The 20,994-nt window shown below is 31.7% G+C and carries 16 protein-coding genes; 12 read left to right on the top strand and 4 right to left on the bottom strand.

What is annotated here, in order from left to right; all coding sequences use genetic code 11:
- The first annotated feature begins 828 nt into the window (after nt 1-828).
- The 4 genes from OA93_RS11135 to OA93_RS11120 all read left to right on the top strand — a co-directional run bounded on the left by OA93_RS11135 (nt 829) and on the right by OA93_RS11120 (nt 2,471).
- On the top strand, nt 829-1,308 hold the full coding sequence (locus OA93_RS11135) for a hypothetical protein (protein WP_039113289.1): 480 nt from the start codon (nt 829-831) through the stop codon (nt 1,306-1,308).
- A gap of 81 nt (nt 1,309-1,389) precedes the next feature.
- Nucleotides 1,390-1,719 (top strand): YtxH domain-containing protein, encoded by a 330-nt coding sequence (locus OA93_RS11130; protein WP_039113287.1) that lies wholly within the window; start codon nt 1,390-1,392, stop codon nt 1,717-1,719.
- Nucleotides 1,720-1,862: 143 nt separating this feature from the next.
- Nucleotides 1,863-2,213, top strand: a complete 351-nt coding sequence (locus OA93_RS11125; RefSeq protein WP_039113286.1) for a hypothetical protein — start codon at nt 1,863-1,865, stop codon at nt 2,211-2,213.
- A gap of 3 nt (nt 2,214-2,216) precedes the next feature.
- Nucleotides 2,217-2,471, top strand: coding sequence for a DUF6327 family protein (locus tag OA93_RS11120; protein WP_039113285.1), 255 nt, complete (start codon nt 2,217-2,219; stop codon nt 2,469-2,471).
- A 27-nt stretch (nt 2,472-2,498) separates the two neighbouring features.
- Here OA93_RS11120 and OA93_RS11115 read toward each other — a convergent pair whose 3' ends face one another.
- Nucleotides 2,499-3,476 carry an SPFH domain-containing protein gene (locus OA93_RS11115; RefSeq protein WP_039113284.1) on the bottom strand — a complete coding sequence of 326 codons (978 nt, stop codon included), beginning with the start codon at nt 3,474-3,476 and terminating at the stop codon, nt 2,499-2,501.
- A 147-nt stretch (nt 3,477-3,623) separates the two neighbouring features.
- Nucleotides 3,624-5,129, bottom strand: coding sequence for a glutamate--tRNA ligase (gene gltX, locus OA93_RS11110; RefSeq protein ID WP_039113283.1), 1,506 nt, complete (start codon nt 5,127-5,129; stop codon nt 3,624-3,626).
- A 157-nt stretch (nt 5,130-5,286) separates the two neighbouring features.
- Between gltX and OA93_RS11105 the strand changes: the two genes are divergently transcribed.
- From OA93_RS11105 to OA93_RS11075, 7 genes are all read left to right on the top strand, one after another.
- The gene (locus OA93_RS11105) at nt 5,287-8,598 is read left to right on the top strand and encodes a glutamyl-tRNA synthetase (RefSeq protein WP_039113282.1); all 3,312 of its coding nucleotides are present in this window, start codon (nt 5,287-5,289) and stop codon (nt 8,596-8,598) included.
- Nucleotides 8,595-9,014, top strand: a complete 420-nt coding sequence (gene ybeY, locus OA93_RS11100) for an rRNA maturation RNase YbeY (protein ID WP_039113281.1) — start codon at nt 8,595-8,597, stop codon at nt 9,012-9,014. The genes OA93_RS11105 and ybeY overlap by 4 nt, the downstream gene beginning before the upstream one ends.
- A 149-nt stretch (nt 9,015-9,163) precedes the next feature.
- A complete protein-coding gene (mnmG, locus tag OA93_RS11095; RefSeq protein WP_039113423.1) occupies nt 9,164-11,035 on the top strand; it encodes a tRNA uridine-5-carboxymethylaminomethyl(34) synthesis enzyme MnmG in 1,872 nt (623 codons plus the stop codon).
- A gap of 1,930 nt (nt 11,036-12,965) precedes the next feature.
- On the top strand, nt 12,966-13,442 hold the full coding sequence (locus OA93_RS11090; protein ID WP_039113280.1) for a GNAT family N-acetyltransferase: 477 nt from the start codon (nt 12,966-12,968) through the stop codon (nt 13,440-13,442).
- 87 nt (nt 13,443-13,529) lie between these two features.
- The gene (locus OA93_RS11085) at nt 13,530-14,378 is read left to right on the top strand and encodes a class I SAM-dependent methyltransferase (RefSeq protein WP_039113279.1); all 849 of its coding nucleotides are present in this window, start codon (nt 13,530-13,532) and stop codon (nt 14,376-14,378) included.
- 247 nt (nt 14,379-14,625) lie between these two features.
- Nucleotides 14,626-15,213, top strand: coding sequence for an OmpH family outer membrane protein (locus tag OA93_RS11080; RefSeq protein ID WP_039113278.1), 588 nt, complete (start codon nt 14,626-14,628; stop codon nt 15,211-15,213).
- Between the two features lie 165 nt (nt 15,214-15,378).
- The gene (locus tag OA93_RS11075) at nt 15,379-17,646 is read left to right on the top strand and encodes a helix-turn-helix domain-containing protein (RefSeq protein WP_039113277.1); all 2,268 of its coding nucleotides are present in this window, start codon (nt 15,379-15,381) and stop codon (nt 17,644-17,646) included.
- A 75-nt stretch (nt 17,647-17,721) separates the two neighbouring features.
- Here OA93_RS11075 and OA93_RS11070 read toward each other — a convergent pair whose 3' ends face one another.
- A complete protein-coding gene (locus OA93_RS11070) occupies nt 17,722-18,162 on the bottom strand; it encodes a hypothetical protein (RefSeq protein WP_039113275.1) in 441 nt (146 codons plus the stop codon).
- A gap of 186 nt (nt 18,163-18,348) precedes the next feature.
- Complete coding sequence (locus OA93_RS11065; protein ID WP_039113274.1) at nt 18,349-19,296, bottom strand: SPOR domain-containing protein; 948 nt, start codon at nt 19,294-19,296, stop codon at nt 18,349-18,351.
- 237 nt (nt 19,297-19,533) lie between these two features.
- On the opposite strand from OA93_RS11065, the gene dprA reads away from it, so the two are divergent.
- On the top strand, nt 19,534-20,634 hold the full coding sequence (gene dprA, locus OA93_RS11060) for a DNA-processing protein DprA (RefSeq protein WP_039113272.1): 1,101 nt from the start codon (nt 19,534-19,536) through the stop codon (nt 20,632-20,634).
- Nucleotides 20,635-20,994 lie beyond the last annotated feature (360 nt).

Raw genomic sequence — 20,994 nt, 5'->3', positions numbered from 1 at the left:
GATTTTCTCGTTGTTAACATAGAAATGTTTATAAGTACATATCCTTTCCAATTTTCATACATTTCAGTCGATTTATAATTCAATTTTTTACGGAGTAAGTATTTTACTTTTTGAATTTAAAAAAAATTGGTTTTCTAAGATTATTTCGATCCCTCTAAAAATACAATTCTACTAACTAGAAAATTTCATTGCATAATTAGTATGAAAACAATATATCAGTTTTAATTATATTAAAGAATATTATTTAAGTTTTTAACTATTATTAATATTTATTATAGATTTATAGATTTTAATAGTTTTTATAGATTAAAAACAGCTTTCATATATTGATTTTAAGACGTTTTTAGAAATTGGATAACTCTAATATTGGTTTCCTGAAAAAGATTGAATGACGAGCTTTATTTTAATTTTTCGTCAAAATTAAGATGGTTTAACGGGTTGTTAACACAAAAATGTCCGTGAAAGTGTTATTTTTATAAAAAGCCAAATAAGTAAATTTTTAGAAAATGAATTTATTCATTTTAAAATAAAAATGGAGTGGGCTATGATTACAAAATTATTTTTCAAACTTCAGAATTTGATCTTAATGCAAATTCTAGTTTTTGAATAGTTTTAGATGAAATTCTTAAAATTAATTTATCGTTCGTATTTAGATTGTGATTTAGTTTTGATAATATTTTTTTATTTAAAGTGTTTTTCAATTTTATTTCATGATTACCAAAATCGCCTAAATTGATTTTTTGATTATTTTCAAAATTGTTTATTTCATTTTTTATGATATACTTTATTGAGGCTTAATTTTATATTATAAACTTAATAGCAGTATTTATGAAAATCAAATTTTTAATACTAGGAATATTATTTACGAGTTTTGCTTTTTCGCAAACGCATCAAATAATCAAACATAACGGAGAACAATTAGATGTTAACTATATAAAACAAGATAATGATCTTCTTTACTATTCATTAAACGGAAGTTCAGAACAATTTACTATTAGTAAATATGCGGTTTCTTCTCTTAATGAAAAAGCAAGTTCTAAATCAGAATCTATTTCTCCAAAAATTACAGTATCTGATAAAAAGGATTATAGTTCGGTTAAAGTTTTAAAACCTAGCCAAACTATTGGACTAAAAGAAGTTGAAACTTTTTCAGGGTTATCCACAAAAACAAAAGGGGAGTCTCCTTTAGCATTAAAGGAACAAACAGAAAGACGTATCAAAACTAAGTCTGCAGATAATGGATATCCGTTTGTGGCAATTGTCGAAAAACCAGATGGTAAGTACCAAGCAGTTGCTTATGTATATTAAAATTATATTAAACATTATTCCCTAGAATTTTATTTGTAAAAAAAAGATTATCTTTAGTATTAACTTTTAAAAATTATAGTTATGTCAAACAACACAGGAAACACAATATTAGCACTTCTTACAGGTGCAGCGATTGGAGCAGGAATTGGAATTTTGTTTGCACCAGATAAAGGTTCAAAAACCAGAGGACGTATTAAACACGGAATCGATGATGCAAAACATAATTTAAAACATAAATTAGAACATTCTACTGAAGGATTACGTGACAAGTTTTTGAATGCAAAAGAAGATTTAGATGGAACTTACGAAAATCTACTTTCTAATATGAGCTACAAAACAGAAGAAGTAATTTCATTTTTAGAAACTAAATTGGCCGATTTGAAAACTCAAAACGCTAAGTTGCAAAAATAAATAGCCTGTTTTAAGGCATAAGCAAAGTACACATTGAACTTTAATTGTTATTGTTTCAAAAAAATTAATTAATTTTAAGAATCACAATACATTGGTTTCATTGTGTACTTTGTATTTTTATCAATATCACTAAAATAGTTATTATGGCTTTTGAAGAATTAAAAGAACATACCGAAAATATTCAGGATCAAGCGAAAGCTTATGTTGATAGTCACCTGGCTTATTATAAGTTGTGGGGTTTTAAAGTAGCAATGAAATCTACAACAGTAATATTCAAATTTATTTTAATCTTATTGGGTTTCAGTATGGTTATGTTATTTGGATCTGTTGCTGCTGCATTTGCCATTAGTGCCGCTTTAGGAAGTTATACTTTTGGTTTTCTTATAGTAGGAGGGTTGTATCTTATAGCTACAATACTTATTTTCTTTATAAGAGATAAAATGGTAGAAGGACCAATCTTGTCAAAATTTTCAGAAATCTTTTTTAACGACTAAATTATGGAAACTAAAAAATACTCATCATACGCTGAAATTGAACGAGAATTGGAAATTCTTAAATTAGAAAAACAAATCAATTATCAAAAGCTTGTTCTTAGTGTTCAAAAAACTAAAGAATCATTAGAACCAAAAAATATAGTAAATGGATTCTTGGGTTCTTATAAAGACATGCTTTCGAATTCTTATATAAAAATTATACAAGCCGCTATCCCTTATTTGATAGCTTGGTTTATGAACAAAAAAAGAGGCAATTAAGCCTCTTTTTTATTTTATAAATTCTGATTATTCTATTGCTTCCGGAGTTTCTGGAGCTTGATAATCTAGGTTAGTTTCAGTTTTTGGTTTAACCTTTTTATTAGTTTTCTTCATCATTTCGCCAACCTGGTTAGATGCACTAAAAGAAGCAACCATGTTATTTAGCATATCGCTTCCTGCCTGTGGTGAATTTGGTAACAAAATCAAGTTAGAATTTGCATCTGCACCAATAGCTTGTAACGTATCATAATGTTGAGTAACAACAATTAATGCTGAAGCTTCCTGAGAATTAATTCCAACTTTATTTAAAACGTCAACACTTTCCACAAGACCTCTTGCAATTTCTCTTCTTTGATCTGCAATACCTTGACCTTGTAATCTCTTACTTTCAGCTTCAGCTTTTGCTTTAGCAACAATTCTAATTCTAGATGCTTCTGCTTCAAATTCAGCAACAGTTTTTTCTCTATCAGCAGCGTTAATTCTGTTCATTGCATTTTTAACCTGAATATCTGGATCAATATCAGTAACCAAAGTATTGATGATTGTGTACCCATAAGTAGTCATTGCTTCATTCAATTCTCTTTTTACAGCAATAGCGATATCATCTTTTCTTTCAAAAACATCATCCAGTTTTAATTTAGGAACTTCGGCACGAACAACATCAAATACATAAGATGTGATTTGATCGTGAGGATATTCTAATTTATAGAAAGCATCATAAACAGTTTCTTTGATAACCATAAATTGAACAGATACTTTTAGTTTCACAAAAACATTGTCTTTAGTTTTCGTTTCGATGATAACATCAAGCTGTTGAATTTTAAGATTTACACGTCCGGCAATTCTATCGATCATTGGTATTTTTAATTGTAAACCGGAAGTTCTTACACTAAGAAATTTTCCAAAACGTTCTATAATTACAGATGTTTGTTGTTTTACTGTAAAGAATGAAGAAAGGAAAATAAATAATCCGAAGACTAAAAGAAGAATAATTGGAATGTTCATAACAGATAAATTTAGTTTAAATATTAATGGTCAAATTACGAAATTTCTTCCATTTTAATGCGTTATGTTTTTATTAAAATAAAAAAGCGCTAAGAATACCTACTTCAGGTGTTCTTAGCGCTTTTATATTAATTAGATTTTTTGTTTTTACAAAGCTACTATTGCTTTCTGTATTCTTGAGATTGTTTCTTCTTTTCCTATTATTTCAACAATGTCAAATAGGTGAGGACCTTTTAATGCTCCAACTAAACTTAATCGGAAAGGTTGCATAACTTTACCCATTCCAATTTCATTTTTCGTCATCCAATCTTTTACTATAGTTTCAATATTTACAGATGTAAAATCTTCAATATTTTCCAGAACAGATGTAAGTTCTTGCATTAAAGCAGGAGTTTCTTCTTTCCAGTTTTTGCTTGCTTTTTCATCAAAAGATGTAGGAGACTGGAAAAAGAAATCACTTAGTTCCCAAAATTCAGAAACAAAATGAGCACGTTCTTTTATCAAAGAAACTATTCTAACAAGATCTACTTTTGAAACATCAATACCTTTTTCAAATAAAATAGGAGTGAAGTCTTTGGCTAAATCTTCATTACTTTGTTTTATCAAATGTTGGTGATTGAACCATTTGTTTTTCTCCGGATCAAATTTAGCACCTGCTTTATGAACTCTATTCAAATCAAAAGCTTCTACTAATTCATCTAATGAAAATATTTCTTTGTCAGTTCCATCATTCCAACCTAATAAAGCTAGGAAGTTTATAACAGCTTCTGGGAAAAATCCTTTCTCTCTGTAACCAGATGAAATACCTTCTTCAGTTTTCCATTCTAATGGGAATACTGGGAAACCAAGTTTATCACCATCTCTTTTAGATAATTTTCCGTTACCAATTGGTTTCAGAATTAATGGTAAGTGTGCAAATTCTGGAGCATCCCAACCAAAAGCTCTGTATAATAAAACGTGTAGAGGCATAGATGGTAACCATTCTTCTCCACGAATTACATGAGAGGTTTCCATCAAATGATCATCAACAATATTTGCTAAATGGTAAGTAGGCATACCATCACTTTTAAATAAAACTTTATCATCTAAAAGGTTAGTTTCAAACTTAACTTCACCACGAATAATATCTTGTAAATGCAATGTCTCGTTAACCGGAGTTTTAAAACGGATAACATAATGTTCTCCATTTGCAATTCTCTTAGCAGTTTCTTCTGCAGAAATTACTAGAGAAGTATCTAGTTTTTCGCGGTTATGATGATTGTATATAAATGTTTTTCCTTCAGCTTCATGTTGTTTCCTATGAGCATCTAATGATTCTGGAGTATCAAATGCATAGTAAGCCCAACCCGAATTGATCAATTGGTCAGCATATTGTTGGTATAAATCTTTACGATCACTTTGTCTGTATGGTCCAAATTTTTCATTTTTTCCAACAGTTTCATCCGGAGCAATTCCTAACCATTCCAGAGCTTCCATAATATAAGCTTCGGCACCAGGAACAAAACGGGTCTGATCAGTATCTTCAATTCTAAGATAAAAAACACCGTTATGTTTTTTTGCAAATAAATAATTAAATAGGGCAGTACGAACACCACCAATATGTAATGGTCCAGTCGGACTTGGTGCAAAACGCACACGAACTTGCTTTGACATTTGTTTAAATTTTAATGCAAAGATACGACTTTACTTAAATTCCAATTTTTTTAATTCCAAATTCCAACTCTATAATTGGAATTTGGAATTTATTTTTTGGAATTTCAATTAGTATAATTGTTACTTTTATAGGTTATAAGCAAAACAGAATACTATTGTGAAAACAGTTCCATTTATATATCAAAAGTTAGAAGCTTTTATCAAGAAATATTATACCAATGAGTTGATTAGAGGTTTACTTCTTTTCACTGGTTTTGGATTGTTGTATTTTTTATTTACGATTTTCATCGAATATTTTCTTTGGTTAAAGCCAGTAGGAAGAACACTTTTGTTCTGTGCTTTTGTATGCGTGGAAGTTTTTTTACTGTTTCGTTTTATTATGTTTCCGCTTTTTAAATTATTCAAACTTCAAAAAGGGATTGACTATAACCAAGCTTCGGCAATTATAGGAAATCATTTTACTGAAGTAAATGATAAACTGACTAACTTCTTGCAACTTTCGGCTACAGATAATGATATCGAAAAGTCTGAATTAATGTTGGCTTCAATAGAACAAAAAGCTAATTCGTTGCAACCAATTCCGTTTAGTAATGCTATTAATTTTAATTCAAATAAGAAATATTTACCATTAGCTTTAATACCAATATTGTTCTTTTTGGTTTTTTATATTTCTGGAAACAGTAGTATTCTTTCTCAAAGTTTAAATAGAGTAGTGCACTTTAATGCTGCTTTCTTGCCTCCAGCCCCTTTTAAATTTGTTGTTCTAAATTCTAATTTACAAACAGAACAGAACAAAGATTTTATTCTTCAGGTACAATCAGAAGGTAAAGTGATTCCTGAGAATGTTATGATTCATATAGGAAACGAAAGTTATTTTATGGAATCGACCAAACCTGGAGTATTTGAATTTAAGTTTGAGAAACCAAATACTAATGTTGAGTTTTATGTAGAAGGTAATCTTGTTACTTCTCCATCATATGAATTAAAAGTTATCACAGTTCCATCTATTGCAAACTTCGAAATGCAGTTAAATTTTCCATCTTATCTTAATAAGAAAAGTGAAACCATTAGCGGAACTGGTAATGCTATTTTGCCAGAAGGTACTCGAGTAACTTGGAAAATGAATACTAAATCTACTCAAAGCGTAGATTGGAAAGAAGGTACTACATCTATTCCTTTTACTAAAGCAGATGATAGCTTTGTTTTATCAAAAAATGTAACTCAAAACACAGAATATCAAATTCTTACATCAAATAACAAGGTTAAAAACTACGAAAAGCTTAATTATCAGCTCTCAGTTATCAAAGATCAGTTCCCAACTATTAATGTGAGCGTTGCTCCGGATAGTTTAAAGCTAGGCAAAGACTATATGTTAGGACAATTGTCTGATGATTATGGTTTGTCAAAATTGCAAATTGTATACTACGAGCGTAACAAACCTAACACTGCCAAACGTGGAACAATTGCAGTTAAGAACAATGTATTCGATCAGTTTGTTTTCTCATTCCCGAGTAATCTTCCTGTAGAGCAAGGAGTATCTTATGAATATTATTTTGAAGTTTTTGATAACGATGCACCACATAATTTCAAGAGTGCAAAGTCATTAGTATTCTCAGATAGAGTTGCTACTACAGATGAATTGCATGAACAAGATTTAGAGATGCAAAATAGTAATATTAATGCTTTATCTAAATCATTAAAAAGTCAGGATAAGCAAATTTCTGAATTAGAAAAACTTCAAAATCTAGGAAAAGAAAAGGATAATTTAGAATTTAAAGACCAACAAAAAGTAAACGATTTTGTCAAACGTCAGAAACAACAAGACCAGATGATGAAAGAATTTGCTGAGAAGATGAAGCAAAATCTAGATAAATTCAAGACTGAAAAGAAAGACCAAACCATTGACGATTTGCAAAAACGTTTAGATAAAGCTGATAAGGATTTAGAGAAAAACCAAAAACTTTTGGATGAACTTAAAGACCTAAATGATAAAATTAAGAGTGATGAATTGTTTGATAAGATAGATAAATTTAAACAAGTTTCTAAAAATCAATCTAGAAATCTAGAACAATTGGTAGAGCTTACCAAGAGGTTTTATGTGTCTAAAAAAGCAGAACAACTAAAAGATAAATTAGATAAACTTGCCGATAAGCAAGAGCAACTTTCTAATAAAGAAAAAGAAAACACTGCCGATAAACAAGATGAAATCAATAAAGAATTTGACAAGGTTCAGGAAGATTTAAAGGATTTAAAAGAAGAAAACAAATCTTTAAAAGCACCTATGGAAATTCCAGCTGACGCAAGTAAAGAGAAAGATATTGATAATGATTTAAAGAAAGCAGCTGAAGAATTAAAGAAAAATAATAGCGCAGGAGCAAAACCAAAACAAAAAAATGCAGCCAAGAAAATGAAAGAGATGGCTGAGAAAATGAAAGAAGGAATGGAGGGTTCGGAGCAGGAACAACTAGAAGAGGATGTAAAAATGTTGCGTCAGATTCTTGATAACCTTCTTGCTTTTTCATTATCAGAAGAAGCAGTTATGTTACAATTTAAATCGCTTAAGTTAGGATCATCTGTATTTAACAAGAACATAAAGATACAGCAAAATTTAAAGTTACAGTTTAAGCATATCGATGATAGCTTGTTTGCATTGTCTTTACGTAACCCAAAAGTAGCAGAAGATGTTACTAAAGAAATTGGAAACGTACAATACAATATGGACAAAGCTCTTGAAACGTTAACCGATGTTCAGATTCCTAAAGGAGTTTCTCACCAGCAATACGCAGTTTCATCAGCTAATAAACTGGCAGATTTCCTGAGTGATTTATTAAGCAATATGCAAATGTCAATGTCTAGTCCTAGTTCAGGAAAACCTAAACCGGGTCAAGGAGAAGGAATGCAGTTGCCAGATATCATGAAGAAGCAAGAAGGTTTAGGAAAGAAAATGAAAGAAGGAATGGAGAAAGGGCAGGAGCCTGGTAAAGGAAAAGATGGTAAAGATGGCAAGGATCCTAAGTCAGGTGGGAAAGGTACATCTGGAGACAATGGAGATGATGGCGAAGGTAATGCTCAAGAGATAATGGAAATCTATAAAGAACAAGTTCGTCTTAGAGAAGCTTTACAAAACGAATTAGAGAAACAAGGTCTAGGACCAAATGGTCAAAAGACATTAGAACAAATGAAGCAACTAGAAAAGCAACTCCTCAATAAAGGATTTAAGAACGAAAACATGCAGCGTATTTTAAATATCCAACAAGAATTATTAAAGCTAAATAATGCTGTTCAGGAGCAAGGTGAAGAGAACAAGCGACAATCCGAAACAAATAGGAAAGAATTTAATAATCAATCGAATGCGTTGCCAACGCCCTTATCAGATTATTTAAATAGCATAGAGATTTTAAATAGACAATCATTACCTTTGCGCTCGAATTTTAATCAAAAGGTTCAAGAATACTTTAATACAAAATGATCAATTTTAATTACGAAACAGACTTCGTTTTAAATAATGAAGAAGCGTTTGAAGAATGGCTATCGGCTGTGATTCTTTCAGAGAATAAAAAAGAAGGAGAGATAAGTTATATATTTTGCGACGATGAATATCTTCATAAGATAAATGTAGAGTATCTAAACCACGACACACTTACAGATATTATTAGTTTTGATTATACTGTAGGTAACGAACTAAACGGAGATATTTTTGTTTCTGTAGAACGAGTTCGTGACAATGCTCTAGATTTTAATGTTCCGTTTGAGAATGAGTTGAAGCGAGTATTGGCTCATGGTATCTTGCATTACTGTGGATACAAGGATAAGTCAGAGAGTGAAGCTGCTTTAATGCGCTCTAAAGAAGAAGAGAAAATTGCAATGTTCCACGTGGAACTATAATTATAAAACTCTTTTTTTGATTACATGTTCCACGTGGAACATGTAATTTAAATTTTTACTTTGTGTGTTCCACGTGGAACATGAATAATTTTAATTTGTTTCTGAGTTGTTTCGAATGCGAAGCATTCAGAAAAAATCCATATCAAAAAATGTTTTTAGAAGAATACGATGTTATTGTAGTCGGCGCAGGACATGCCGGCTCAGAGGCCGCGGCAGCGGCCGCGAATCTTGGGTCTAAAACTTTGCTTGTAACAATGAGTTTGCAAAACATCGCACAGATGTCATGTAACCCAGCGATGGGAGGAATTGCAAAAGGACAAATTGTACGTGAGATTGATGCGCTTGGCGGATACTCGGGAATTGTTTCCGATCGCACGGCAATTCAATTCAAGATGTTGAACAAGTCAAAAGGACCAGCAATGTGGTCGCCAAGAGTTCAGAGTGATCGAATGCGTTTTGCTGAAGAATGGAGAATGATGTTGGAGGGAACTCCAAATCTTGATTTCTACCAAGAAATGGTGAAAGGTCTGATAATCGAAAACGGAAAGATAAAAGGAATCAGAACTTCTCTTGGAGTTGAAATTCGTTCTAAATCGGTTGTCTTGACAAACGGAACTTTCCTGAACGGTTTGATTCATATCGGAGACAAACAGTTTGGTGGAGGTAGAGCAGGCGAAAGTGCTGCATACGGAATCACCGAAGATTTGGTTCAAGCAGGTTTTGAATCAGGAAGAATGAAAACGGGAACGCCTCCACGAGTTGATGGGCGTTCTTTGGATTATTCTAAAATGAACGAAGAAAAGGGAGATGCAAAACCAGATAAGTTTTCATACTCTGATGTCACTTCGCCTTTGGTTCACCAAAGGTCTTGCCATATGACATACACATCCTTGGATGTGCATGATATTTTGAGATCTGGTTTTGATCGTTCGCCAATGTTTAACGGAAGAATAAAAAGTATTGGTCCGAGATATTGTCCATCTATCGAAGATAAGATTAATCGTTTTGCTGATAAAGAACGTCACCAATTATTTGTAGAGCCTGAAGGCTGGAATACTTGTGAGGTTTATGTAAACGGATTTTCTACTTCTTTGCCAGAGGATATTCAGTTTAAAGCGTTGCGTACAGTTGTAGGTTTTGAGAACGTGAAGTTCTTCCGTCCTGGTTACGCAATCGAGTACGATTACTTTCCGCCAACACAGTTAAAACATACGCTTGAAACTAAATTAGTCGAAGGTTTGTATTTTGCTGGACAGATTAACGGAACAACAGGATATGAAGAAGCAGCTTCACAAGGATTGATGGCAGGAATAAATGCGCATTTAAAAGTGCATGAAAAAGCTCCATTAATTTTAAAACGCGACGAAGCGTATATTGGTGTTTTAATTGATGACCTTATTACGAAAGGAACAGAAGAACCATATCGTATGTTTACTTCTCGCGCAGAGTATAGGACATTGTTGCGTCAGGATAATGCCGATTTTAGATTAACTCCAATGTCGTACGAAATAGGTTTAGCTTCAGAGAAACGTTTACGCAGAATGGAGCATAAACTGAATGAGTCTGAGAAAATGGTTGCTTTCTTCAAAGAAACGAGTGTTTCTGTTGCAGAAGCAAATCCTATTTTAGAATCTAAAGGAACGGCTTTGATTTCTCAAGGAGATAAAATGTTTAAAGTTTTCTCTCGTCCGCAAATAGAATTAGAGGATATTTTGAAATTTGATAAGGTTAAAGAATATATTAATGAAAACGACTTAGATCAGGAGATTCTGGAACAAGCCGAAATTCAGGTTAAGTATTCAGGTTATATCGAGAAAGAAAGAAATAATGCTGATAAGCTTACGAGATTAGAAGAAGTGAAAATTCCTGAGAATTTCGATTATAATAAAATCAAATCAATGTCGATAGAGGCGAAGCAGAAACTAAGTAAAATTCGTCCTGTTACAATTTCTCAAGCATCAAGAGTAAGCGGAGTTTCACCTAGTGATATTTCGGTTTTGCTTATTTACATGGGAAGATAATAATTGCAGACTTCAGATTGTAGCGCTTAAATTTATAAAAGCTAGAATCTAAAAATAATATGTTCCACGTGAAACTACTTTGTTAAACCCCGACTTTGTTGGGGTTTTTCTGTTTATGGATTATTCTGAAATTAATACAATATGAAATAATTTGTTGATTGTTGTATTTGATCCATATCCTTTTTAGTTCAAGGCATAGTTCTGTAATCTATCTTTAACCTTTTGGTTTGAGTTTTATAAATGTTTTGTTACTGCAATCTGAAATCCAAAACCGTTAATCTAAAATAAAATGTTCCACGTGAAACTACTTCGTTAAATATTGGTTTTGTTGAGTTTTTTAGATTTACTAATTAATCTAAAATTTAAAGTTTTCTTCCTTTATTTCAAAAACGTTAGAATTTAGTGAAAAAGATTAATTAAAAGAACAATGTAATATGATACGCCAGTTCGGAATTTTAATTTGAGTAGATGAGAATCCGTTTTGATTATTATTGTCTTTATAACTGAATTTGATTTCAATATTATTGATTGTATTCTTTAATTAGAAATTAAAGTAGGCGAGTAGTGGGTTTGTGAATTCGTAATTTTGATGAAATATTGAAAATTTAAATCAAAAATGTATTGTTCAATCTGAATTGATACATTGTTGCAATTGTTTGTTTTTTGAATTGTTTTTATGAAATTGTTTAAAAAGTAATATGAATTGCGGTGTAATTCTACTTAATTTTAATCTGAAATTTATTCAAACACGAAACTACTTTGTGTATTCTTTAATTTGGTTAGTATTGAGTTTTTGAATTTTGAACGAGTTTTTAATATGAATTAATAGTTTCGAGCAATTTTTGTTTCGAAATTTTGTTTTTCAGTCCCGAATAGTAATGTCATTAAGTTAAGGAAAATCTATAATACTGTATCGGATAAATTTATCGTAAAGGCACAAGTTTTTTATAAACTTTAATTATGCACAATATTTTTCATTTGACGAAGGAGACTCGAGCGATAGCGAACAGACGTAGTAAATCTCCAGAAGTAACTCCGCAACGAGAGTCCTAGCTTTTTAGAGTTACTCGCGAAGATTTACTACGTCTGTTCGTTATCGCTCGGGCAATGTCATTAAGTTACGAAATACAGCTGCAATACTGTACGGTATGTATCTCACGCAATCCTGAAGCGTCGGGAGCAAAAGCGCAAAGGTTTGTCTTTTCGACGAAGGAGAAATCTCCTCGAGAAGCTCGACAAAGATTGGATTCCCGCTGAAGAGTTACTTACTGAGATTTACTAGGTCTGTTCGCTATCGCTCGGGTCTCCTTCGTCGAAATGAACAATATTGTGTTTATTCTTAGATTTGATGAATAATTTATGTTTTAAATTAAAAATGATTTCTTTAATCTGATTTTATACATTTGCCGAATGTTAGCTTTTCGAATTGTCTTAAAGAAATATAATGGAAGATGCATTATGAAAGGGTTTTTAGAATTGTTTCTAAAGTTTAAATAGAGAATATTTGTTTTGAATATTCTTGAAATTTTAAGTGATTGAAACTTTACAAATGGATGCATTTTTAGATCTGAATTGATATCTTCGTATCATATTTGTTTTGAGTTTTTCTTGATTAGCATTTGAACAGAGATATTGTTGATAGCTGATTTTCTGAATTGTTTTCTGAAATTAGAATAGGATAGAATAAGGCTTGTGAATTTTTGGCTTAAGAGTTAGTTTTGTAATCTAATATCAGAAAATTTAAAATTGTGTGTTCCACGTGAAACTCCTTTGCGAAGCATTGAATTTGATGAGTATTTCTTTTAGTTCTAGACTTTGCTCTTCAATCTAAAATATGATATCAGAAATCTAAAATTAAACTGTTCCACGTGAAACTACTTTGTGAAGTCTTGATTTTATTGAATGTATTAAGTTTTTAATTTTTTAGATTATGAAGATTGTTCACGAAGAAGTTTTATCATTAGAACAGAAAGAAAGCTTATTGCAACTTTGGAACAATGAATATCCAAAGAATTTAAATCATGAAACAATTCATGATTTTGATTTGTATTTAAATAGCTTGTCAGATGCAAAACATCATTTTTTAATTGATGATGAGAATAGAATCAAAGGCTGGGCGTTTGCTTTTTTGCGAGATGATGAAGATTGGTTTGCAATTATTATCTGCAGTCAAATTCAGGGAACAGGAAAAGGTTCGTTGTTAATAGAAGAATTAAAAAAGAATAAGAATAATTTGAATGGTTGGGTTATAGACCACGAAAATGAAATTAAAAAGAATGCAGCGCCGTATAAATCGCCATTGTTGTTTTATGTGAAAAATGGATTTACTATTTGTACAGAAACAAGAATTGAAAACGAAAAAATATCGGCTGTAAAAATAAATTGGAATCGTAAAAGAGAAAAATAAAATATTAAGAACAAGAAACCCAAAAAACGAAATTTTCAGTTTTTTGGGTTTGGCGTAAAATTAAACCAAAATACCAATAATTATAAAATGGACGTTTTAAACAAAAAACATTTTCTTACTGTAAAGGATCACTCAGTTTCTAAAGAAACTTTTGAATTGTATTATGATGAAACTTTGGACATGTTAATCACATCTCCACAACCCGATGAAAATAATCTGGGGAAATATTATGAAAGCGAAGATTATATTTCGCACACAGATAACAAACGTTCGTTATTTGAAAAAGCATATCACATTGTGAAAAATATAGCTTTAAAAAATAAGCTGAATTTAATTAATTCTGAAAATCCACAAAAAGGAAGAATTTTGGATATCGGAGCCGGAACAGGAGATTTTTTATTAACGGCAAAAGATAACGGTTGGGAAACTGTTGGAGTTGAACCGAGCGACAGAGCAAAATCTATCGCAATAAAAAAAGGGATTTCTTTTGTAGAAAAAATTGCTGACCTCGAGAATAATTCTTTTGACGTAATTACGATGTGGCATGTTTTGGAACACGTCCCAAATTTAGAATTACAAATTCAGGAATTGAAGCGATTATTAAAACCAACTGGAACGTTAATTGTAGCAGTTCCAAATTTTAAATCTTTCGATGCAAATCATTATAAAACTTTTTGGGCAGCTTATGATGTGCCAATTCATTTTTGGCATTTCTCAAAAAAAGCGATTCAGTCCCTTTTTGAAAAAGTAGATATGCGCCTGGAAAAAATCCTCCCAATGAAATTTGATTCGTTTTATGTGAGCTTACTTTCGGAAAAATACAAAACTGGAAAAATGAATTATCTATCTGCATTTTTTATTGGTTTAAAGTCAAATTGGAAAGCAAAACGAACTTTAGAATATTCATCGCACATTTACGTCCTAAAAAACAAGTAAAAAGCGTTTTTAGCTGCTTTAAGACACGCTTTTGGTGATAAACGAGCGTTTGTATTCCTCTTTTGAGAAAGCGCCTTAAAAAGCAGCTATTAAATCTAATATTAATAGCAGTAAATTATATAAAACAGGGGTTTGATAACAAAAATTGATACTAGAAAAATCGTGCATTTTTTAAACTTTATGTCGGTGCTATTGATTTTTTTATATTTTTGTCTTTCATACTTTAAAAAAAATAGAAATTAACAAAATGAAAAAAGCATTAGTAATTATCGCACTTTCAATTTCAGTTGTTGCTTGTAACAAAACAGCAGAAGTTAAAGAAGTAAAAACAGCTTACGTTGACACTTCAGTTTTAATGAAAGAGTACACAGAAGCAAAAGACCTTGAAGCTAAATACAAAGCACAAGCAGAGGAAAAAGGGAGACAGCTTCAAGCCGAGATTACTCGTTTTAAACAAGATGCTGCTAATTTTCAAAGCCAGGCTCAAGCCAATGGTCAAGCATGGGCACAACAAAGAGGTGCTGAGTTACAAAAAAGAGAACAACAATTGGGGTATGCGCAACAAGCACTTGCTCAACAATTACAACAAGAAAGCGGTGCCGAAATGGATTCTTTGGTTACTGGAGTTAAAAAATTCATCAAAAATTACGGTAAAGAAAAAGGGTACTCTTACATTTACGGTACAGGTGATGCAGCATCAATTTTATATGCTGAAGACAAATATGATATTACAAAAGATATCGTTAAAGCTTTGAATGACAATTACAAAGCTGGAACAAAGCTAGATACTAAAACTGATGCTAAAGCAAAAGATACAACGACAGCTAAAAAATAATACAAATAAAGAAACTATTTTTGAAGCCTATATCCGAAATGATATAGGCTTTTTTTATTATAAAATATCTACAATTAGGTTTTTAACTCGATATGTTCTTCTACTTTTGCAAAAAGAATTTCTTATCAGAATTTCGAGTTTTTTCTTTTCTAAAATACAAGCCTAATGCAAAATATTTCCGAAGCAGCTTCATACACGCTACAGTTTATTAACCAAACACAACGTTCCATTTTTCTTACAGGAAAAGCCGGAACTGGTAAAACCACATTGTTGCGTGAAATTATCGAAACAACACACAAAAACACTGTAGTTGTGGCACCTACGGGAATTGCTGCGCTTAACGCTGGTGGTGTTACGATACATTCGATGTTTCAGTTGCCATTTGCAGGGTTTATTCCGGATAATTCTTCACCACAATTCTCGGAAACTACCAAGTTTGAAACGAAAGCTACTTTGCGCAGGCATTTTAAAATGAATAATGTTAAGCGTTCGGTTATCCGCAACATGGAGCTTTTAGTTATTGATGAAGTCAGTATGTTGCGTGCGGATTTGCTTGATGCTATGGATTTTATGATGCAAACGGTTCGTAAAAACAGCCAACCTTTTGGTGGTGTTCAGGTATTATTTATTGGTGATTTATTGCAATTGCCCCCAGTAATTCGTGATGAAGAATGGCGAACTTTGAGAACATATTACCGCGGAAAATTCTTTTTTCATTCGCATGTAATTCAGCAAAATCCGCCTTTGTATATTGAATTATCTAAAATTTTCCGTCAAACCGATGATTCGTTTATTTCGGTATTAAATAATCTGCGAAATAATCAAATTACACCACAAGATATTCAGAGTTTAAACCAGTATGTTCAACCTGATTTTGACTTAAAAAATAACCCAGGGTACATTACCCTTACAACGCATAATGCTAAGGCTGATACAATTAATAATCAGGCAATCAATGATTTAAAAGGAAAAATGAATAATTATTTTCCTGATATCGTAGGAGATTTTCCTGAAAAAATATATCCGCTTGATCCAAATCTTCAGCTTAAGGTTGGTGCTCAGATCATGTTTGTGAAGAATGATATGTCTTTTGATAAAAATTATTTTAACGGAAAAATGGGTGTGATTAAATCGCTTTCGAGCCAGGAAATCATGGTTCATTTTCCTGAAGAGAATAAAACCATCGAAGTTGAGAAATACGAATGGCAGAATATTCGATACAAAGTCGATGAAATGACCCAGGAAATAGAGGAGGAGGTTTTAGGAACTTTTGTACAATATCCTATCAAGCTTGCCTGGGCAATTACGGTGCATAAAAGCCAAGGTTTAACTTTTGACAAAGCTGCGCTCGATGTATCGCAAGTTTTTCTTCCTGGACAAGCATATGTAGCATTATCACGTTTACGTTCTTTAAATGGGCTTATTTTGCTTTCTCCGTTGCGTATGAATGGTATTTCTAACGATCAGGATGTAATGGATTATGCTTTGAACAAAGCTTCAGAAGAATTATTGAAGAACTCATTGCACTTTGAGACCAAGAATTTTATCCATAAGTATTTGGCTAACAGTTTCGATTGGGCTAATTTGGCACAAGAATGGCGTAATCATCAATACAGCTACAACGATAAGTCTGAAAGTTCAGAAAAAGCAAAGCATGCGTTATGGGCTAAAAAGCAAACTTTGATTATAGAATCGCTCGTAGATCCAGCTATAAAATTCATTGTTCAGCTTAATAGAATTTTTAATAATGAAACGGTTGATTTAATTCATGTTTCTGAACGAATTGAAGCTGCTTACGGCTACTTCATGAAACCAATGGACGAATTGGTTTATGAACTTTTATACAAAATGGAAGAAATTCAGCGTGTAAAAAAAGCTAAGGCTTTTTACGATGAATTAGTTTTGTTAGAAGAGCTGCAAACTAAAGCCGTTTTACGCCTAATGAAAGCTCGATTATTGATAGAAACGGTTGTTGCCGGAGATCCTATCTCTAAAGAGAAATTAACGTCGCCAGAGATCAAAAGTTACAAGTCGAAGAAAACGACGACAATTCGAGATAATTTTAAAAGTAAAAATGGAGATTTATTGGATGACGATGAACCTGTGGAACGTTATTCGTCTAAAAAACCGAAAGAAAAAACGGTTAAAAAATCTACTGTTGAAGAAACGTATGAGTTGTGGCAGGAAAAAATGTCTATAAAAGATATTGCTAATATTCGTAAACTGACAACACAAACCATTGAATCTCATTTGGTAAAATTGATTCAAACTAAAGTAATTTCAGTTAATGATGTTTTACCAGCAGATAAAATTGCTGCATTAAAAGAAGCTTTTCAGTTTTATCAGGAAGAATCTCTTAACGGATTGAAAGAGAAGCACGGAGAGAAATTTACCTGGGATGAACTACGTATGTATAAAGCCAGTTTGAATTAACTTTTTAATTTTTCTTAAAAACATAAAAACCCTATTCGGCTGAATAGGGTTTTCTTTTTTATGTTGTTTTTTGAGCTATTTAGAATCTAAAATTTTAGTTAGATTTTGTTGCTGTTCTGTAAGCTTAGATTGTAGTTTTAATATCTCAAGTTCCTGTTCTTTAGACTTTATCATTTTTTGCTGAATCTTGTTTTCAGGTAGTTTGTTAGCATTAATTTCATTCTGAATTTTCAGATTTTTGTCTTCCGTTTTCTTAATTTCTTTTTTAGTTTTTTCAATTTTATTCTGAGCGTCTTCTATTTTTTTCTGACGCTTCTCGGCTTTTTTTTGATCTTCTTTTAATTGATCTTGTCTTTTTTGTAATTCTTTCTGATTTTCTAATGTTTTCTTCGCGTCATCTTTCTCTTTTTTCAAGAGCATTTCCTGAGTAAGACTGGTTGCAATTTGTTGTGCGTAAAAAGATTGTGTTGTAATAAAAAGGCAAATAATGATGCCTAGTTTTTGTGCAATTCTCATGGTATTAAAATTTTAATGTTCTAAAATCATTAGCAAACACCATTCCAAAATGTAGTAAAAAACCTATATTGTTGTTTTTTTTGACTTTTATTGTTGTAAAAAAAAACACCATTTTCTTTTATCAAGAAATGGTGTTTTAAAGTATATAGTTTGTCTTTTAATCTTAAAGGATTGTTCCTTATATGATTAAAGCGTTTCTATTAAAATCCAAGCATCTGGATTTATAGTATTTTGGATTTCTTTTTGAGCTTTTTCTGCTTCACGCATTGTAGCATAACTACCATACAAAACAGGGAAAAGACCATGTCTGTTAGCAGGAATTATTTTAGCATCATACCCAGCTTTTTTCAATTGATTATATGCTTTTTGAGCATTTTTTTCACTTCTAAAAGCACCTGCCATAATATGATAAGGCATTGGTAATTTATCTTCTTTTACAGAAAGAGTTACCGCCGGCATTGGGTTTTTTATAAAGAATGTAGCTTCTTGAATTTTATTCTGAACTTGTTTTTGTACAGCAGTTTCTACAAGAACAGTTTCGTTTGCAATTTGGTTTTGATACATTGGGTAACCAATACTACCAGTAACACCTAACGCAAGTATAAAAATTGCAGCATATTTTAAATAAGAATTTCTGTAACCAGATAATCCAATTGCTTCATTTTCATCAGCCGTTTCTAGTTCTAAAGCTTCGATTTGTTTTTCAAAAACTTCTCTTTTTACCATAGGAGAAACGAATGGGCTTAAACCAAATGAAGAAGCTAAATAATTGTTCTGATCATTAGGAGTAAACACAAGGTTTTTATCTGCATTGACTCTAATTTCTCCAACGTTTTTAATAGAAAGAAAACCGTTATCTTCTAATTCTTTTTTCCAGCTTAAAACTTCATAATGAAGTGAACTCACAGCAAATTTATACGATGTTTTTTCGGTTTGAGCAATATGATTTGCCAACAAGCCGTCGTTGTTTTTGATAAGTGAATTGAAAGAGATTAATTTTTTCGGTGGAAAAAAAGAATTTGTGCCTTCATTAAGTTGAGCCGATTGAATTTCGGTTAAAAAAGCTCCAAACCCAGGAACCGTTACACACTGATAACGATACAATAACTGCGCGATGTAAGTTTCGATTTTCATAGTAACAAAGTTAGACAACGTAAATAGTTATCAAAATTTTATTCACAATTTTTATTAACAATTCAAAACTTTATGTAAACAATTGAAATCTATATATTTATAAAAATGACTAATTTTTTATATTTTACGATTTTTTTAAAGTTTATTTTTTTTGGCAAGAATTTACGTAAAATTATCATCTTTGTAAATAACAAATAGGGGATTTGTTTTATTTGTGTAACCAAATTTTATAGACAAATGTCTGAACAGGATTTATTTTATTTATTAGCCTTACAAAGTGTTGATGGAGTGGGAGATATAATGGCAAAGAAGCTATTGTTGCATTGTGGTACTGCCGAATCAATTTTTAAAACTAAGTCTTCGCAACTTGCTTCTATTGATGGAGTTGGATCTGTTTTATTGAAGAATATTCAAGAAAAGTCAATTTTTGAAAAAGCGCAAAAAGAACTTGATTTTATTCGTGCAAATGAGATTAATATAACTTTTTTTCAGGAAAAAAACTATCCTGATCGTTTGAAACATTGTATTGATTCTCCTGTTTTGTTATTTAGCTCCGGAAACATTGATTTGACGAATAAAAAAATCATAAGTATCGTAGGAACGCGACAAATCACGTCGTACGGGATGGAATTTTGCAAAAAATTGATCGAAGATTTAGCCCCTTTGGATCCTGTTATTGTAAGTGGTTTTGCATATGGTGTTGATATTTTTGCACATCAATTGGCAATGGATCATAATCTTCAGACCATAGGCGTTGTTGCACATGGATTAAACCAAATATATCCTAAAACTCATAAAAAATACGTTGCCAGAGTAGAACAGAACGGTGGTTTTATGACCGAATTCTGGAGTTCTTCTAATCCTGACAAAGAAAATTTTGTACGCCGAAACCGTATCGTTGCTGGTATTAGTGAAGCTACAATTGTAATTGAATCTGCAGATAAAGGAGGATCACTCATTACGGCTAATATGGCTAATGATTATAATCGGGATGTTTTTGCAGTTCCAGGCAGAACAACTGATAAATTTAGCCAAGGCTGTAATAACTTAATTAAGACACAAAAAGCAAACGTGCTGACTAATGCTGCCGATTTGATTTATATTTTGAACTGGGACGTCGAAAACACGTCTAAATCGGTACAGAAGCAATTGTTTGTAGAATTAGAACCCGATGAACAGAAAATTCATGATTATTTATTAAAAACCGGAAAGGATTTAATGGATACTATCGCTTTAAAATGTAATTTCCCGATTTACAAAATCTCAGGATTGTTACTGAATATGGAACTTAAAGGCGTGATTCGCCCTTTGCCAGGAAAATTGTTTGAGGCGATTTGATTTGAATGATTCTTTGAATAATTGATTCATGTTTTCTTGAAATCAATTGACAGAGAATTTAACCGCTAGATTTGCAAAGTTTCTTGACAAAATTGTCTTTTCGACGAAGGAGAAATCTCCGTAAGAAACTCGACAAAAATTAGCGATTCACTTTATAGAGCTCTTTGTGGAGATTTCTCCTTCGTCGAAATGTAAAGGTTACTTATTTCGGTAACGGATTAATCATTTCGATTGGTTTTTTTCCGTCAATTCCTTGATGTGGTCTTTCATGATTATAATAATATAAATATTGTAATAATTCTTCTTTTAATTCTTCTTGTGTATCGAAATCTGTATCTCTTAATAAATCATCTTCTAGAG

This window comes from Flavobacterium sp. KMS, assembly GCF_000813005.1.
GTDB lineage: Bacteria > Bacteroidota > Bacteroidia > Flavobacteriales > Flavobacteriaceae > Flavobacterium.
The sequence above is the reverse complement of the archived record's forward strand: the minus strand, read 5'-3'. Positions and strand labels throughout refer to the sequence as shown.

Excerpts from the sequence above, each read along its gene's own strand:
- OA93_RS11120 (WP_039113285.1), top strand. The coding sequence starts at position 2,217 with ATGGAAACTAAAAAATACTCATCATACGCTGAAATTGAACGAGAATTG.
- OA93_RS11065 (WP_039113274.1), bottom strand. The coding sequence starts at position 19,296 with ATGAAAATCGAAACTTACATCGCGCAGTTATTGTATCGTTATCAGTGT.
- OA93_RS11070 (WP_039113275.1), bottom strand. The coding sequence starts at position 18,162 with ATGAGAATTGCACAAAAACTAGGCATCATTATTTGCCTTTTTATTACA.
- dprA (WP_039113272.1), top strand. The coding sequence starts at position 19,534 with ATGTCTGAACAGGATTTATTTTATTTATTAGCCTTACAAAGTGTTGAT.
- OA93_RS11135 (WP_039113289.1), top strand. The coding sequence starts at position 829 with ATGAAAATCAAATTTTTAATACTAGGAATATTATTTACGAGTTTTGCT.
- mnmG (WP_039113423.1), top strand. The coding sequence starts at position 9,164 with ATGTTTTTAGAAGAATACGATGTTATTGTAGTCGGCGCAGGACATGCC.
- gltX (WP_039113283.1), bottom strand. The coding sequence starts at position 5,129 with ATGTCAAAGCAAGTTCGTGTGCGTTTTGCACCAAGTCCGACTGGACCA.
- OA93_RS11085 (WP_039113279.1), top strand. The coding sequence starts at position 13,530 with ATGGACGTTTTAAACAAAAAACATTTTCTTACTGTAAAGGATCACTCA.
- ybeY (WP_039113281.1), top strand. The coding sequence starts at position 8,595 with ATGATCAATTTTAATTACGAAACAGACTTCGTTTTAAATAATGAAGAA.
- OA93_RS11075 (WP_039113277.1), top strand. The coding sequence starts at position 15,379 with ATGCAAAATATTTCCGAAGCAGCTTCATACACGCTACAGTTTATTAAC.
- OA93_RS11125 (WP_039113286.1), top strand. The coding sequence starts at position 1,863 with ATGGCTTTTGAAGAATTAAAAGAACATACCGAAAATATTCAGGATCAA.
- OA93_RS11130 (WP_039113287.1), top strand. The coding sequence starts at position 1,390 with ATGTCAAACAACACAGGAAACACAATATTAGCACTTCTTACAGGTGCA.
- OA93_RS11080 (WP_039113278.1), top strand. The coding sequence starts at position 14,626 with ATGAAAAAAGCATTAGTAATTATCGCACTTTCAATTTCAGTTGTTGCT.
- OA93_RS11115 (WP_039113284.1), bottom strand. The coding sequence starts at position 3,476 with ATGAACATTCCAATTATTCTTCTTTTAGTCTTCGGATTATTTATTTTC.
- OA93_RS11090 (WP_039113280.1), top strand. The coding sequence starts at position 12,966 with ATGAAGATTGTTCACGAAGAAGTTTTATCATTAGAACAGAAAGAAAGC.